Below are 16297 nucleotides of genomic sequence, written 5' to 3' on the forward strand. Positions count from 1 at the left end.
GTATTATAGCACAACCTTCTACTTCGAGTTCACCCCTACCCCGTCAGCTCAACATAACCCTATCCCACCACGCGGCCGTAGCTTGCCGGAGTTGCAGCCGCTTTTGGCGCCTGAAGGTTCAGGGCCGGTTGTAGCTTTGGCCCGAACCAGGAGCAGCAGCGCATGACACAGGTACTTGAGGAGAAGATTACGCCCCGGCAGGCGCGGTGGGCCATTACGTTGTTTTTCTTTGTCTCGGGCTTCGGTTACGCCACGTGGGCCTCCCGCATTCCCGTTATTCAGCAGCAGCTGCACCTGAGCGAGGCCGAGCTGGGTGGGGTGCTGTTTGCGTTGCCGGCCGGCCTGATGCTGACCCTGCCCGTGACGGGCCGGCTACTCCAGCGCTTCAGCAGCCGGCAGGTAATGCTGGTGGGGGCCATCCTCTACAACCTGGCGCTGGCCCTGCTGGGCTTCGTGGGCCACACGTGGCAGCTGGTGGCGGTGCTGTTCTGCTTCGGCTCGTCGCGCAACCTGCTCAACATCTCCATGAACGCCCAGTCGGTGGGGGTACAGGCCCGCTACGACACCTCCATTATTGCCACCTTCCACGGCGTGTGGAGCGTGGCCGGCTTTGCGGCGGCGGCCGTGGGTACCTTACTTATTGGACAGCGCGTGCCCACGGGCATCCACTTCGTTACGGTTGCGGCGGTGCTTACCGGCGTGGCCTTGTACAACTACCGCCACAGCCTGGTGCTGCCGCCTGCTCCGGAAGCCAAGCGCAGCGGTTTCAGCTGGCCCGATAAAGCCCTGCTCAAGTTTGGCCTCATTGCCTTTGCCTCCATGGCCTGCGAGGGCACCATGTACGATTGGAGCGCCATCTATTTCCAGAAAGCTGTGCTGGTACCCAAGGAAACGGCCACCCTGGGCTTCACCATTTACATGGTGGCCATGACGGCCGGGCGCTTCAGCGGCGACCCACTGGCTAACCGCTTCGGGGTGAAGCCCCTGCTCCACTACAGCGGCCTGCTTATGCTCACGGGGCTACTGCTGGCGGCCCTGCTGCCGGTACCGCTGGCGGCTGGCCTGGGCTTTGCCCTGGTGGGCCTGGGCGTTTCCTGCGTCATTCCGATGGTATTCGGCATGGCGGGCCGCTCGGCCGCGCTTAGCTCCGGCTCAGCCATTGCGGCTGTTTCTACGGTAGGCTACGTAGGATTTCTGCTGGTACCTCCGGTGGTAGGGTTTATTGCCGAGTCGGCGGGGCTGCGGTGGTCGTTCGGACTAATGGCCGTGCTGGGAGCCCTGGTGGTGTGGCTGGTGCGGCGCCTACCGGAGCACTAGGCTCCCTCTTGTGGCAACACCGGAGAATTCCTGGTTTCCACTCAAGGCACTACCCCTGATTCTTCCGGCGTTGGAGTGATATGCAGGCGCCCCTTATGCGGCTCAGTTTCACCGGTATTCTGCGTACCTTAGAGGTTTGGCAACCGTGCCCAGGTGGGAGTTACGGGCAGCTGATACGTGTTTGATGAAGTATATTCTTGTGCTGCTTCTCTGGGGCCTTTCCCTGCAGGGGTGGGCCGGCCCACCCCTGGAGCCCCTCCAAATTGCCGAGCAGTTTGTGGCCCCCGGCGGCTGGGCCGATATGAAAGGCTACCTGAGTGGAGAGGCCGCCGGGCAAGCCCGCCGCCAGAGCCTGGGCCAGCAGATTCCGGCTACCCTGCAGCGCCATTGCCAGCTCCTGCAGCAAGGCCCAGCTACTGCCGTAGTAACCGTGGAGCTGCGCGACTCAGTAAGCCGCAACGATATTTACCTGCACTTCCGCCGCGACTCCACTACCTCCGCTACCCCCTGGAAGCTAGCGGCCGTGCGCAGCCTGGCTATGACGCAGCTCGGCCCACCCATGCTTCAGCTGCTCACCGATATGGCCCCCGCCGAAGTAGCACAGTACAACCAGAAGCACCCCGAGGCCAGCCACGAGTTTATGCTCGGCAACATCCGCCTCTGGATTGGCTCCGATGCCGACATCAGCCAGCACTTCCGCCGCAACCAGGCTGCGTTTCAGCGCGCCGCCCGCCTGATTCAGGCCCGCCGCTTCTTCGCCGCCCCTGCTGATTCGGCTGCTACCGGCGAGCAGCTCGCCAACACCGACGCCGAGGTACAGGCCCTGCTGCGCCCACTCTACATCAGCCGGGTAACCCAGCGTACCCTGGGTGGCGCCGGCGGCCTGGAGTTCATCATTGGGGGCGTTACCAACAATACCGTGGGCCTGCTCTACCAGCCCACGGCGGCCCTGGTTCCGGCCATGAGCCCCGAGCGGGTGATTGTGGTCAAACCCCTGGGCAACGGCTGGTATTTATATAAAACCACCTGATAGTTTCTGGCGCCGTAGCTTTGTCTCCTCGCCGCGCCCTCCCGGGCCGCCGTTTGGCCCGCTTCCCGCCCGCATGCTTCCACCTGCTCACCAGCACTTTTTGCTCTACAAACCCTACGGCTACCTCAGCCAGTTCACCAGCGACTTTGCCCGTGAGCTGCGCAAAAAACGCTTTTTGGGCGAGCTATACCCTTTCCCGGCGGGCACCATGGCCGTTGGCCGCCTTGATGAGCACAGCGAAGGGCTGCTGCTGCTGACCACCGACGGGCGCGTGAGTGAGCAGCTGCGCCGCAAAGACGTGGAAAAGGAATACTACGCCCAGCTTGACGGCCTGATTACCGACGAGGCCCTGGCGCAGCTGCAGAGCGGGGTAGAAATTGGCTTGCGCGAGGGCCGCTACCAGACGCTGCCGGCCCAGGTGCGGCACCTGCCCACCCCCCCTACCCTGCCGCCGCGGGGCCGCAGTATCCGCTCCGACCGCCACGGCCCCACCAGCTGGGTGGCCATTATTGTCACGGAGGGCAAGTTCCGGCAGGTGCGCAAGATGACGGCCGCCGCCGGCTTTCCTACCCTGCGCCTGGTGCGCGTACGCATCGGCAACATCACGCTGGGAGCGTTGCAGCCCGGCGAAGCCCGACCAGTATCGGCGCAGGAGCTGCCGCTGGCTCCCACGGACCCCGGGTAGCCACCCGGCCTTGCCTGCGCCGCCCCAACGGGTATATTCCCTTATCTTTCTGGCAGTTCGCTACCTCAGCAGTCGAGGCCAGGTTATTTGGGGCCGGAATGAAATTTATTATCCCCGCTGCTAGTTAATACCTACTAGCCCGCGCGTATCCGCCGGCTGTACCGGCGGGCCTTTTCCGGACTCTCCGGGCGCTTACCCTCTCTTACATCTCCTACACTTTTTCACCAACGATACTGGCCATGGGCAAACCGCAAACCTCTTTTGGAAAGAAGGAAAACGAAAAAAAGCGCATTAAGAAGCGCAACGACAAGGCTGAGCGCAAGGAAGAGCGCCAGGCCAACTCCCGGAACGGCGGCAACCTGGACGAGATGCTCGCCTACGTCGACGAGGATGGCAACATCACCTCTACCCCGCCCGATCCGAACAAGAAAAAGGAAGTAAACCTGGAGGACATCGTGCTGGGTGCCCGCAAGCAGGAAGCCGAGGATCCCGCCGACGCCATTCACCAGGGCACGGTCTCCTTCTTCAATGGCTCCAAGGGCTACGGCTTTATTAAAGACCAGAAAACCCAGGAAAGCATTTTCGTGCACGCCAACGGGCTCATCAACCAAATCAAGGAAAACGATAAGGTGACCTTTGAGGTGGAAATGGGCCAGAAAGGACCGAACGCCGTGCGCGTCCGCCTGGCCGTATAACCGCCCCGGCATGCTGATACGACTACGTGCCTAGGCAGCTTGCCTACTTCCTATCCAACGCCCCAGACCCCGCCCGTTGCGCGGCCGTCCGGGGCGTTTGTGGTACCAGGGGTAGCCGGCTTCAAAGCAGCAGCACATCAATCCGGTGGGCGTGCACCATCTGCAGGGTTTCCGACCAGGCGAACAACGTAAAAAAGCCATCTTGGGAGGCCACCAAAGCTACGGCATCGTGCTGGTCGTGCACGAACTGAGCAGCGGCCAGGTGGCGGGTGCCGCCGTTCTGGGCCGGGTGCAGGTAGCGGGCCACGCTATCCACCACGGGCTCAGTGAGCACCATCTGGTCTACGGGCGCGCCGGACTCGGCCCGGGCCACTTTGGCTCCGAACGCCAGCAGGTGGTAGTCGCGGGTGATGACGGTGGCCCCGTCTACGGCCGTGAAGCCCCCTACAATTCCGATGCTGCGCTGAATTTCCTCCAGCCACTTGCGTTTGGAGTGCTCCTGCTGGCCCTGGGCAATGCCCGTGTAGGGCGGCTGGACGGGGTAGGTCATGGGCTGCACAATGGACTCCTGCCAGCGCGTAGAGCCGGGTGGCACCACCAGCACCAGTCCGCCCCGGCCGTGGGCCCGCATGGCGGCGGCCAGCTCCACCAGCACGTTGTCGATTTCGCCGGTACCGGCGGGCAGGCCGGGGGTAGGCAGAAACAGGTGCAGGGCCGGGCACCCCTCCACGGCCGCGTTTTCCGCGTCCACGAGCTGCAGCTGGTCGCCGCGCAGGATGGCCACGTTCACGAACTTCCCGAACCCATCGGCACGGCGGTGCTTTATTACCAGCAGCCCCGGCTCCACTACCTCCAGCACAAAGCAGAGGGGCGGAATCTCAGTGGCCGTGCCCCACACATACAGGCCTTCGTCATCAAACCACACGCCCAGGTGAATTCCGGGCTGCTCCACGGCGGGGGCCAGCTTCAGCAGGTTGTAGGGCGTGAGGCGGCGCGGCCCGAACACTACCGGCTGGCCGGCCTGCTCGGGCTGCAGCAGCGCCAGCGAAATGCGGGGCGGGTGGCCTTCTTCCCGGCGCAGGCTGGCCCAGAATGCGGCGTCAATGATGGCCTCCACCCACGGGGCGGGCGGCGGGGCCGCGGCGCGGGCTACGTCGGCGGCCAGGGCGGCGGCGCGGTGCCGGGCAAAGTGCGCTTCAACCATGGGGGCCACCATGCGAGCGGCCAGGTACGTAGGTTCAGAAAGCATGAGCAGTTGGTAGTACAAGACGGAAACTCGGGGCAACGTAGGCCCGGCGCCCACCGGCATACCTACCAGTGATAAGCTGGGCTGACATAACCACCGGAGGGGCCAGGGGGTTTGGGGCCGCGGCAGAGAGTACCACGGTGCGGTGCCAAAGCTACCTGCCGCTCCCGCAAAGTAGTCGGCTTTCGACTACAGGGCGCGGCCTGCACGGCAGTTTCAAGGAGCCAGCCCGGCCGCAGCCTCGCTTTCCTGTACTGGCTCCGTATTTCCTACCAGATTGATTCCGTATAAATGCGGAATCAGGCGTGGAAAGCAAGCAGTGCGTTGGCCCTGAGCGGGTGAGGCTGCGTAAAGGAGGGCGGGCGCAGCGGGCGCCGCAACTTCTCTCCTATCTGACTTTCGTGATGAAACAGCTACTTATGATGGGCCTGGCGGCGCTGCTGCTAAGCGGGTGCAACAACGACGACGATGACAATGCGGCCCCCTCCCTGACTGCCCTCAACCTGGCCCTGACCCCGGTGGCTACCTCTACCGTGCAGTGGACGGGGGTGGCCGTAACTCAGCAGAGCCGCGTGTTTGCCAACTTTCCGCGCATGGAAACCGATACCATTCCGTACTCGGTGGCGGAAGTAAGCGGTGCCCAGGCCACCCCCTTCCCCGATGCCGAGTGGAATACCTGGAACCGCACGCTGCCACCCCAGAACCGCTTTGTGTGCGTGCAAAGCGTGTACGTAGATGCCAACAACTTCCTGTGGGTGCTGGATGCGGCCTCGCCCCAGATGCGGGGGGTAGTGCCCGGCGGAGCCAAGCTGCTCAAGTTCGACCCCACCACGCGCCAGCTGGTCCAGCGCATCGACTTCAGTGAGCCGGTTATCTTCCCCACCAGCTACCTCAACGATGTGCGGGTAGACACCCAGAACAACTTCGCCTACATCACCGATTCAGGGGCCGGGGCCCTTATTGTGGTGAACCTGGCTACTAAAAGCAGCCGCCGCCTGCTGGGCAACCACCCCTCTACCAAGTCGGAAAACCTGATTCTGACCGTGGAAGGGCGTGTGTGGCGCAACCGCAGCGGAGAGCTGCCCTCCATCGACTCCGATGGCCTAGCCCTCTCGCCCGCCCGCGACTACCTCTACTACCACGCCCTCACGGGCCGGGCTCTGTACCGCATTGCTACCCAGTACCTGCGCGACGAAGCCCTATCCCCTACGCAGCTGCCGCAGCGGGTAGAGTACCTGGGCAACACCAATCCGCCCGACGGCATGATCTTCGACCCGGCCGGCAACCTCTACCTCACCGATGTGGAAAATAATGCCGTAACGCGCGTAACGCCCAGCGGCCAGCTGCAACTGGTGGTGCAGGATACCCAGCTCAAGTGGCCCGACAGCTTTTCTACTGGCCCCGACAACTCCCTTTACGTGACGACCTCCCAGCTCCACATTCCGCGGGCCCAGCGCACCGAGCCATTCCGCATCTTTAAGATGACGCTGCCCCAGCAGTAGGCCAGGAGCAGCTCCCAGTTAGTTCAGCGGCCGAAGCTCCTGCGGGGGCTTCGGCCGTTGCCGTAGCATGCGCCCAGGCACCCAGTGCAGCGTGCGGCCTACCCGGGGCGGCGGTACCGTTTCTGCCAGAGCCGCCCGGCCAGCACCAGCACCACCACGGCAAACACCACTACCCCGCCCAGGGCCCATTGCAGGCCCGGGCTCAGGGGCGCGGGCGTCGGAATGGGGGCGGCACTTTGCCGTAAGCCCGCGGCCAGCCGCAGCGTCCGAAACGACAGGTACTGCATGCGGGCCAGCACGAGCAGGCAGAATCCGAACGTAGCAATGACCAGGGCTTTCCGGCGCAGGTAATAGGCCGCCAGCCCCATAAACAGCGCGTACAAAACGGCTCCGGCCACTATGCCACCCACGCCGCCCACGAGCAGGACCGTGTACTTTTCCTCTCGTTCCCCGGCCTGAGCCACCAGGGGCCCGAGTAGCGCCCCCCCACGCAGAAGGCTACGCACCAATTTCTTCATCGGCTCAAGATAAAACGGCCCCGGGCGCCATCCAAGCGGCGTCGCGGCCCCAGGAACCGCTATTTCGCGTTGCGTAGCTGTTTCACGGCTGCTTCCAGGAGCGTGTCCACGGTGCCTGGTGCCTCATCGGTTATGCGCTGGGCCGGCACAAAGTTTTCGCGGGGCATTTTGTTGACGTGGTACAGGCGCTCAGTGGGAATGTTAAAACCAACACCCGTATTGGGCAGCCAGAAGGAGGTGATGCCGCCGTTCAGGCGGGCCATTTCGGTACCCATGATGGTAGCCCGGCCCAGAGCATCAAAGCCAATCGTAAGGCCCTCGCCCATGCTGCTGGTCCAGCGGCCTACCAGCACCACCACCGGCCCGGAGTAGGGCCGCCCCCGCGGCGAGACCAGCTCCAGAGTGCTGCGCTTGATGCCAAACGCCCGCTCCTCGGCCGCAAACTCGTGGCGCTGGTAGGGTTGCTCCCGCGTGATGAAACGTCCCATAATAGCCCGGGCCACGGTGGTGTTGCCCCCGCTGGGTGTCTCGCGCAAGTCCAGCACGAGGCCGGCGGTAGCACGCAGCGCGTTCAGGGTGCTGTCGAAGGCCGCTATCAGGGCGTTGTTGCCCAGGCTATTGTTGATTTTGATGTAGCCGATGCTTCCCAGTTGCCGACTTTCCAGCAGAGCGGGGTACTGCATGTTCTCTAGCTGCGCCACGGGCCGATCCGGATACAGCTCCAGCGTGCGGCCCTGAGCGCGCACGGTCAGCTTACGCGGGGTGTTATGCGTGCCGGCCAACGCCTGGTTGAGGGCCACCTCGCGGGCTGCTTCGTCCACGGTTTTCAGAGCTTGCCCTAGCAGCGGAGGGAGGGCCTGGGCGAGGGGCACGTCGTTGACCGCCACGATTTCCATGCCCGGCCGCACGCCTACCCGCTCGGCCCCGAAGCCCGCGCGCACGGCCACTACCACGGCCCTACCCTGCCGGAACTGCGCCCACACGTCCGTTCCCGTGGGTAGCAGGCGGCGCGAGTCGGGCAGGTTAGTGGAAAGCGAGGCGTGGGTATCGTAGAGCTCGTTCAGGGCATTTTCCAGCAGCCGGATAAACGCCGCTTTGGTAGTAATGCCCGGCAGCTGCGCGGCGTAGAGCGTACGCACCTTGCCCCAATCCGTCTGCTTCTTGTCGAAGTAAGCGTAGTTCTCGTTGAGGGTGGTCCAGAAATACTCGAAGTCCTGCTGGTACTGCTCCGGCGTGAGCTTGGTCTGGGCATGAAGGGGAGCGGGGAGGAATACCAGCAGGCAAACCAAGCCACGGAGGAAGGATAGTAGCACGGGGTAGAATTGCTTATCAACAGACTGGCTATAACCTAGCTACAGAAAGCAGCTGGCATTACATCGTTACCCCGGCCTGGGCAGGAAAAGCTGGTAGCACCTGCTCAAATCCTGGCGTTTGTGCGGAATATTCTACGATATACTAAATTCCGCACAAACCTTTTCCGGCCTTTGTGCTGAAAAATACGAATATCAGGAAATACCGCACAACCTCTCGTTTTGAAATGCAGTAAGGGATATGAACCCGCCAATATACTTGTCTTCTGCCTCCTGCCCATGGCCCGCCGTGCTGCTGCTTCCACAAATGTTCTGGCCCGCATCCGGGCCTGGTTTGGACTGAGCCAGGACGAGCTGGGCCTGTACCTGGGCGTAAGCCCGGCCCTGATCCGGGGTATTGAGTCTAGCCGCCGCACGCTTAGCCAGCAGGTTACGGCCGGCACGCTGGCCCTGGCCCGCTACCTGCCTACCCCCGTTACCCTGGTGGAGGCCCCCCTGCCCACCGCCCTGCCGGCCGGCACCCCACCCCCCGATGCAGCGGCCCTTGATGGTCGGCGGCGCGTGTGCTTGCAGCGGGCCGCCCGGCTGCGCGAGGAGGCCGAGCAACTTACCCGCCAGGCCCACTACGCCCACCGCTGGGCCCAGGCCCTGCCCGGCTTGCTCCCCCCCGCCGACACCCCGCCTACCGACCGCACCACCTGGCTTACCGACTGGCTGCAGCGCCGGGCCCGGCCCCTGTCGGCGGAGGAGGCCACGCGCTGGCACCTGCTGCACGCCCAGGCCCGCGCCCTCGAAGCCGAAGCTACTACGCTGGCTTCCCTGCTCTGAGCCGGTAGGGTAGCGCAGCCACGTTTCTTCCGGCCCTGCGTTTACTCCTCATCCTCCTGCATCACTTTTTTCGCCCAGTCGAAAACTGGTGCCTGGGGCATATACCCTCTGCCTGAATTCTAGTACCTTAGCCCTGTTAGTTATTTTTTACCCTCTTATTCAGTTATCCTATGTCAGTAGCGTATTCCACCCTGACCGACCGCGCCCAGTGCGACGCGGCCACCGCCCAAATCGATTTTGAGCTGCGCACCTTTGCCGTGCGCGACGCCAACCTCGACCTCTCTGACGAGCGCGCCACGCGCACTCAAACCAGCACGGCCGCCCAACTAGCCAAAGTAACGGCCCAGATTGCCTCGGCCGACGCCATCCTGGCGGCCCCCGGCATCGACGAGGACACCCGCGCCGATGCCGCCGACAACCGGGCCGCCCTGCTGGTGCAGCAAACGCGCCTGCAAAAACGGGCCCGGCAAACCGGCGGCCTCACGGAGTTTCTGGCCGATGTGGACGCCGCCCAAACCGCTCAGCAGATTACCCTGCTTACGGCTATTAAAGACGGTATTGCCCGGCACCGCGCTACCCTGCCGGCCTAGCCGGGCCTAAGCCGGGCCAGCCCGCGCACAAAAAAGGCGCCCGCCGCTTCTAGCAGTGGGCGCCTTTTTTGTGCGCGGGCTGGACAAACCGGTGGCAGTAGCAAGAGCAGTCTGACCGTAATACCACTCATGGCAGGTGTTTTCCAGCCACCCGGCCTTACTTCGGCAAGAGTGCGGACACCTTCGCCTAGCAGGCAGCCTGGCCGCTACCACCGCTTTGCAGCGTAACGGCATAGTCTTACATTTCGTGACGTATCCCTACTACGGCTTACCTTCCTCATCCTTCCCATACCATGACCGAGCAAGAGCACGATTCAGAACAGGAAATGTCGCCTTCCGGGGCGCCGGTGTACCGCTACGAGGGCGTAGAGCCCGCCGAGTTCAGCCTGGCCTCCGGCGACGACGAGGCTATTGAGGCCATATCCAACCACATTGAGCGCCACATTGGCCCGGTGAGCGGCGTCTTCCACGAAATCCTCTCGGATAAGGTGCACATTGATGTGCATTTCGTGGAGCCCAGCGCCGATTTTCCCTTCAAGGTGCTGGTCACCTCCGGCATGAGCGACCTACCCATGACGGTGCCCGAAGGCGCCGAGGACTGGCGCTACGCCGAGCTGTGCATCTTGCTGCCCAGCACCTGGGAGTTCCCGCCGCTGGGCCCCGACGCCAACCACGAGGACGAGGACATTGAAGATAAGTACTGGCCCATCCGGTGGCTGAAATACCTGGCCCGCTTCCCCCACGAGTACCGCACCTGGCTGGGCTCCGGCCACACCATCCCGAACGGAGAAGCCGCCGAGCCCTTTGCCTCCAACACCAAGCTGGGCTGCATGCTGCTGCTGCCTTCTTTCAGCTTGCCCGAAGAATTTACGACGCTGAAAATCAGCGAGGAGAAAACGATTTACTTCTACTCCCTCTACGCCATTTACAAGGAAGAAATGGACCTGAAGATGCGCAAAGGCGTGGAGGCCCTCATCGACAAGTTCGAAGAGCACGGCATCACCGACGTAGTAGACCTGGACCGCCCCAACGTAGCCGCCAAAAAAGGCTTCCTGGGCTTGTGGTAGCCCAAACAGCAAGGTGCTACCCCGCAAAAGCGGCTGAAGCTCTGGTAGCTTCAGCCGCTTTTGCGTTGCTGAATTCCGCATCAAGGAGTAAGCCGAACGCCTACAGGCAGCCATACGCTCCTGCCCTACCTTACGTGTGTTATGCTGATATAAATCTGATATAAATAGAAGGGCTGTCATGTCGAGCGCAGTCGAGACATCTTGCGTGCTGACGTTGCCAAAGTACTTCAACGATTCGGGCAAAATGCCTCGGCAAGCTCGGCATGACGGTTTGTACAGCACCTATTTTCCTACCCCTGCTACTTAAGCAAGGCCACTTCCGGGCAAACCCGTATTTTGCACTCTCTTGTGTTTGCTATCCTATTGCATGTCCTGCGTATCCTTTCGGGCTTTTCTCTGTGGCATTATTCTGTTGCTGACCACCAGCGCTGCACATGCCCAATCTCCTACCCCTGAGGCGGAGCTGAACACCTTCTACGACCAGCTGAACGCCTACCGCACCACCCGCTACCAGCCCCTACCCGACCTGGAAGCGCTGCAGTTGCCTTCCACCTTCTCGGGTGCCGATTTACAGGCCCTGCACCTGCAGGACCGCCACATCGTGCGGGTTGATTTGGTATACACCGCTTTCCGCCTGAACCCAGCTTTTAATCAGCGCCAGCTCAACCTCAACCGCATCCGCAACCTGGCGGCGGGCGTGCCGGGCCTGCTCCAGGATGAGTCCGTGACCTGGACGCTGGTAGAGCAAACCGGCTGCAACAGCCCCGCCGAGTGCCAGCCGTTTTTCCACGGGTTTGTGGTATACGTGGCCCGGCACGCCACCACTGCTACCTCCCGCGCCGACCTCGACAGCCTCACGCGCAAGCTGCGCATCCTGGAAAAGAAGCGCCCCAAAGCCGCCAAAAAAGCTCCCGGCAAAAAGGTGGCCTGCAACCTGCCCTCCAGCCGCTTCAGCAACCGCCAGATGGCCCGCAGCCTGCGCCGACTTTACCACTGCCCCCAGCGCGACGCCCAACTGGTGAAGTTTGAGCTAACCGTAGATGCTCGCGGCACTATCCAAACCGTGAAGGTGCTACCCCCTGCCAGGCCCCTGTGCACGACGGAACTGGAAGAGGCCATCCGGAAAAGCGTGGTCTTCAACTCCGGTTTCCCCATCAACCGGAAGATGTTTCCCTTCATTGCAAAGGGAGTTATCCGGCTCCCCATTGGGCCCTTCCAGCTGCTAGGGGAAGCCGACATGGGCTTCACCAACTTTGCCCTCCCCGACTCGGCCGCCCGGCTCTACCGCGTCTTCCTGAAAAAGAAGAACAAGCAGCACAAAAACGACTACTGCGAGGCGCGCATCACGAAGAAAGGCGAGCTGCTGGCCGCCTCAGATACCGCCACCGAAACCCTACTCCTCCCGCCCGATGCAAACGTGGTTACCCGCGTGATGCAGCGCCACCCCGAGTGGAACAAGGAGGTGGTGGTGACGGACGCCACCGGCAGCATGTTCCCCTACACCTACGACCTGCTGGCCTGGCTGCAGCTCAGCGCCCTCGAAGACCCGAAAACCTTTGTGTTCTTCAACGATGGCAACGACCAGCCCGACAAAGACAAGCGCGTGGGCGAAACCGGCGGCTTCCACCACGTAAAAACCGACAGCTACGAGGCCGTCAAAAACAAACTGATTGAAACCATGAAGGCCGGCGGGGGCGGCGACGCGCCCGAAAATGATGCCGAAGCCCTGCTCTACGCCCAGCAGCTCGCCGGCCCCGACGCCTCCCCCGACCTCATCCTGATTGCCGACAACTACACCTTCCCCCGCGACGCCAAGCTCCTCAAAAACACCACGGCCCAGGTCCGCATCATCCTCTGCGGCGTCCACGACTACATTAACCCCAAGTACCTCGCCCTGGCTCGCAAGCACGGCTTCACCCTGCACACCATCGAAGGAGACATTGAGAATCTAAGCAAGCTGCTGGAAGGCGAAACCATCACTATCCAGGGCCAGCAGTACCAAGTGACGAAGGACGGGTTTAAGCTGATTCAGAAGACATAGATTGCTTTTACAGGAAGTAAATTTATACGCTAACATCAGTTTTCTTTCTTTAAATTCACCCTCCAAAATATTCAATAAAACACATTTTAAATCAATCAGTCAATGTTTCACATAGAACGCGTAGAAATAGATGGATTTTGGAGAAAATACTCAGCCATTACAAAATTACATCCTGATGTAAATATTTTTATTGGGTATAATGGAACAGGAAAAACAACATTTATGAATTTATTATTAGCTGCCCTTAGAGCAGATATAAGTACACTAGCAGCTAATGATTTTAACTCTATAGAAATACTTTTAAAAGAAAATAAAAGGACTAGAAAAATAAGCTTAACCAAACAGACTTTCGAATCATCCCCTTACGATTTTGTCAAATACAAAGTAGGTAGTTATACATGGGAGCTTCCACTAATTCCAATAGATTCACCCTACCCTAGACACAGCAGCAGATATATGGGTTTACAAAAGTCCATAGAATTAAAAAATCTCAAAGAGGAATTAAACAGTTTAATGAGCATAAGTAGTTTATCAGTACATAGAACTACGGAGGAAAATTCATATGAAGAAGATATAAATCCAAGACAGAGAAAATCCATATCACCTATTGACCTTCGACTTGATAAACTTGTTCAGCAATTAACAGTATATCAACTGTCTTTGGCAGAACAATCAAGCAAAGTTTCATCAACTTTTCAAAAGGATGTTTTGTTGTCAATGTTATATGAAGAAAAATTCGACAACTTTACGTTCCAAGAAGGAAAAAATACCGAGTTAATTAAAGAAAAAGAAGGTTTAACAAAAGCCTATAAAGAACTAGGAGCTTTGGATGACAATTCTAAAGCTAAAATTGAAATTCACATATCTGCATTGAGAAAGAGCTTAACAGCTTTAAGAAAATCAAATGAAGATGGAATTGGCATATCAATAAATGATATAATGCCCTTTTCTCTACTAAAGAGAACACAACATGTTATAAATTTATCACTTAAAGCAAGAAGCAAGAAATATTTTCACCAATACGAAAATTTATTAAAATTTTAAGTAATTTTTTACAAGACAAGAAAATTTACACTAACCAAAGTGGTGAATTAACTGTCGAGAAAGACGGAAGTATCATTCCTATTCCGCAACTTTCTTCAGGTGAAAAACAACTTATAATTTTACTAACTGAAACGCTACTGCAAAGAAATCAGCCTTTTATTTTCCTAGCAGATGAACCTGAATTGTCACTACATATTGAATGGCAAGCACAAGTAATTTCCTCAATTAAACAACTGAATCCCAAATCACAAATAATAGTTGCTACACATTCTCCGGAAATCACCTCTGGATGGATAAATAATGTACTTCAAATGGAATCAGTTGTTACCAATGGAAAGTCTTAGTTACTCTGAAAAAGCATTATCTGCTCTGCCATTATTTCATAGAAAAAAATATGTTATTTATGTTGAAGGACCAGATGATATATTATTTTGGGACAATGTTTTACAACAACTTGGATTAACCAATTACATTATAAAACCAGCCGGCGGAGTAGAAGAAATTAAAAAATACAGCTTTAGTATAATAGAAGCATCTGCCAATATTGTAGTAGCAAGAGACAGAGATTACGAGGATTTTGATGGAACTATACATAACCATCCAAGGATTATATACACGTATGGACATTCAATTGAAAATTCTTTGCAATGCAGTAGAATAATAAGCAAACTCATAGCTAACTATTTACGAAGCACTTCTTCCTTTGAACAAGAAGTTGCGAACTGGCATAGAGATTTCGAAGGTTTAGCACAAGATTTGCTTTTGCTAGAAATAGCAAATACTATTAATAGTAAAAAATACGAAATAACAGGGAAAAGTTGTGTAAAATTCTTACCAACTAATAAGGCCTATCTACTTTGTTCTAAAAAGACAAAAAAACACTATGAAAACTTAATACTTAACTTTTCAGATATACATTTAGAAACTGCAGCATCATTACTATCTCAAGTGAAAAAAAATATTATCTGGCTAGTAAGAGGGCATTTTCTAACTGCCGCTTCATTAAATTTCATTAAACACATTGTAAAACGAGAAAGAGGGTCTGACTTCAGCATGGACCATGATTCATTTTACACAATGTTAATTAGTATACTCAATATCAGTTTATTAGATGATGAAGACAGGAATTATCTAAATGCACAGATTACTACTCTTCTTGCAGCATAAATCGAAAGAGGCTGCAGCTCCTAGGAGCTGCAGCCTCTTTTGCGTTTAAACCGCAAGCGCGGGAAATTACATATGAATTGCCCGGCTCTCCGTAGCAGCTAAGCAGGCTTCCTTCATGGCTTCGGCGTAGGTGGGGTGGGCGTGGCTCATGCGGGCCACGTCCTCGGCAGAAGCGCGGAACTCCATGGCCGTTACGGCCCCGATACTCAGGCCCATGCGCACCCCAGAATTTTGTCGGTTTTAAGTGGCATCCTCTATATTGAGAGGCTTTTACATGTTATCCTGATTCTTAGTCAACTTCTATGGCAGCTACGCCTGAGCTGGTTTCCTGGATCTTTAATGGGCGCACGTATAAAGTGCTACAAGGACACTACGGCTTCCACCAAGGCATTGACTACGTGGGGCGACCCAGCACCACGGTTCGGCCGCAGGTGGTTACGCTTACCCTCGACGCCTCCGACGAGGACGCCCGACTGAGCAGCTACGTGCTTGACCCCCTATCAGCGAGCCAGCAGCCACCTGGAGCAGTATCGCCCCGATGGGTCCCGGCTGCATCGCCTGCACATTCAGGCGGCACACTGGGTAGGACTGCGTAGCTACTTTGCGCCCGAAGACCCAGCCGGCTGGCCCAGTGAAACCATTACGCTTCGCCTGACGGCCGCTGCCCTGACCCTGGATGGCATGACCATCGAATCGCACAGCGTGCTGCCCTGGGATGCACCGGAAGAAGTGCGCCGCCGCGCCCGCATCCTTGGCAACGAAACCAACCTGGCGGCCGACCGCGCCGTGGCTAAACCTACCGGCCAACCGGCCAAAGTGCAGGCTCCAACGCTAAGCAACGTACCCAGGCTGACTGACAATTCGGAAAAGGGCGTGTATGGGGAGCACATTTCCGATACCTACATGCGGGCGCAGGGCCACACCAAACTCAACGATGGTGGCCTGGTAACGCCCCCTCCTCCCGGCGGCACGGCCCGCGGCAACGGCATCGACGGGGTGTGGAAGCACGGTAACCCGCCACCCGACTATATCATCACGGAAGCCAAGTTTGGCAAGAGCCGCCTGGGCAAGACCCAGGATGGCCGCCAGATGAGCGATACGTGGATAGTAGGGAGCAAGCGTCTAACAAAAGCGGTTGGAGAAGATGAAGCTTTTGAAATAGAACGTGCTATACGGTTGAGGCGTGTAGAAAAGCGTCTACACCACGTAGATGCCACTGGGCAGCTCACCGAAACCATTTTGTTGTAACCTGATCTT

The 16297-nt window shown here is 58.0% G+C and carries 17 protein-coding genes and 1 pseudogene; 14 read left to right on the forward strand and 4 right to left on the reverse strand.

The window, feature by feature from the left end; genetic code table 11:
• Positions 1-162 precede the first annotated feature (162 nt).
• From K3G63_RS13625 to K3G63_RS13640, 4 genes are all read left to right on the forward strand, one after another.
• A complete protein-coding gene (locus K3G63_RS13625; protein WP_220614646.1) occupies positions 163-1317 on the forward strand; it encodes an MFS transporter in 1155 nt (384 codons plus the stop codon).
• 184 nt (positions 1318-1501) lie between these two features.
• Positions 1502-2347: a hypothetical protein gene (locus K3G63_RS13630; protein ID WP_220614647.1), complete on the forward strand. Its 846-nt coding sequence runs from the start codon at positions 1502-1504 to the stop codon at positions 2345-2347.
• Positions 2348-2420: 73 nt separating this feature from the next.
• Positions 2421-3032, forward strand: a complete 612-nt coding sequence (locus K3G63_RS13635; protein ID WP_220614648.1) for a pseudouridine synthase — start codon at positions 2421-2423, stop codon at positions 3030-3032.
• 239 nt (positions 3033-3271) lie between these two features.
• On the forward strand, positions 3272-3727 hold the full coding sequence (locus K3G63_RS13640; RefSeq protein WP_220614649.1) for a cold-shock protein: 456 nt from the start codon (positions 3272-3274) through the stop codon (positions 3725-3727).
• Between the two features lie 121 nt (positions 3728-3848).
• Here the strand turns inward: K3G63_RS13640 and K3G63_RS13645 are convergent, their stop codons facing one another.
• Positions 3849-4976, reverse strand: coding sequence for a putative sensor domain DACNV-containing protein (locus K3G63_RS13645; protein ID WP_220614650.1), 1128 nt, complete (start codon positions 4974-4976; stop codon positions 3849-3851).
• A gap of 401 nt (positions 4977-5377) precedes the next feature.
• Here K3G63_RS13645 and K3G63_RS13650 point away from each other — a divergent pair, with 401 nt between their 5' ends.
• Positions 5378-6475 (forward strand): L-dopachrome tautomerase-related protein, encoded by a 1098-nt coding sequence (locus K3G63_RS13650; protein ID WP_220614651.1) that lies wholly within the window; start codon positions 5378-5380, stop codon positions 6473-6475.
• 98 nt (positions 6476-6573) lie between these two features.
• Here K3G63_RS13650 and K3G63_RS13655 read toward each other — a convergent pair whose 3' ends face one another.
• Positions 6574-6993 carry a hypothetical protein gene (locus K3G63_RS13655; protein WP_220614652.1) on the reverse strand — a complete coding sequence of 140 codons (420 nt, stop codon included), beginning with the start codon at positions 6991-6993 and terminating at the stop codon, positions 6574-6576.
• Positions 6994-7052: 59 nt separating this feature from the next.
• On the reverse strand, positions 7053-8306 hold the full coding sequence (locus K3G63_RS13660) for a S41 family peptidase (protein WP_220614653.1): 1254 nt from the start codon (positions 8304-8306) through the stop codon (positions 7053-7055).
• 276 nt (positions 8307-8582) lie between these two features.
• Between K3G63_RS13660 and K3G63_RS13665 the strand changes: the two genes are divergently transcribed.
• The 7 genes from K3G63_RS13665 (at position 8583) to K3G63_RS13695 (ending at position 15040) form a co-directional block, all read left to right on the forward strand.
• Positions 8583-9131 carry a helix-turn-helix transcriptional regulator gene (locus K3G63_RS13665; protein ID WP_220614654.1) on the forward strand — a complete coding sequence of 183 codons (549 nt, stop codon included), beginning with the start codon at positions 8583-8585 and terminating at the stop codon, positions 9129-9131.
• Positions 9132-9301: 170 nt separating this feature from the next.
• Positions 9302-9721 (forward strand): hypothetical protein, encoded by a 420-nt coding sequence (locus K3G63_RS13670; protein ID WP_220614655.1) that lies wholly within the window; start codon positions 9302-9304, stop codon positions 9719-9721.
• A gap of 293 nt (positions 9722-10014) precedes the next feature.
• Entirely contained in the window at positions 10015-10788 is a 774-nt protein-coding gene (locus K3G63_RS13675) for a suppressor of fused domain protein (RefSeq protein WP_220614656.1), read from the forward strand.
• A 367-nt stretch (positions 10789-11155) separates the two neighbouring features.
• Entirely contained in the window at positions 11156-12829 is a 1674-nt protein-coding gene (locus K3G63_RS13680; protein ID WP_220614657.1) for a vWA domain-containing protein, read from the forward strand.
• A gap of 102 nt (positions 12830-12931) precedes the next feature.
• Positions 12932-13873 (forward strand): AAA family ATPase, encoded by a 942-nt coding sequence (locus K3G63_RS13685; RefSeq protein ID WP_220614658.1) that lies wholly within the window; start codon positions 12932-12934, stop codon positions 13871-13873.
• 23 nt (positions 13874-13896) lie between these two features.
• Positions 13897-14217: an AAA family ATPase gene (locus tag K3G63_RS23170; RefSeq protein WP_409070870.1), complete on the forward strand. Its 321-nt coding sequence runs from the start codon at positions 13897-13899 to the stop codon at positions 14215-14217.
• Entirely contained in the window at positions 14204-15040 is an 837-nt protein-coding gene (locus tag K3G63_RS13695; protein ID WP_220614659.1) for a DUF4435 domain-containing protein, read from the forward strand. The genes K3G63_RS23170 and K3G63_RS13695 overlap by 14 nt, the downstream gene beginning before the upstream one ends.
• A gap of 66 nt (positions 15041-15106) precedes the next feature.
• On the opposite strand, the pseudogene K3G63_RS13700 reads toward K3G63_RS13695, so the two are convergent.
• Positions 15107-15238 (reverse strand): annotated as a pseudogene (locus K3G63_RS13700) (hypothetical protein); the annotation flags it as partial.
• Between the two features lie 104 nt (positions 15239-15342).
• Here K3G63_RS13700 and tssD point away from each other — a divergent pair.
• Both tssD and K3G63_RS13710 read left to right on the forward strand, forming a co-directional pair.
• Positions 15343-15636, forward strand: coding sequence for a type VI secretion system tube protein TssD (gene tssD / locus K3G63_RS23175; RefSeq protein ID WP_220614660.1), 294 nt, complete (start codon positions 15343-15345; stop codon positions 15634-15636).
• Complete coding sequence (locus K3G63_RS13710) at positions 15530-16288, forward strand: hypothetical protein (protein WP_220614661.1); 759 nt, start codon at positions 15530-15532, stop codon at positions 16286-16288. Before tssD ends, K3G63_RS13710 begins: the two co-directional genes overlap by 107 nt.
• Positions 16289-16297 lie beyond the last annotated feature (9 nt).

The sequence above is a fragment of the Hymenobacter sp. HSC-4F20 genome (genome assembly GCF_019599275.1).
GTDB lineage: Bacteria > Bacteroidota > Bacteroidia > Cytophagales > Hymenobacteraceae > Hymenobacter.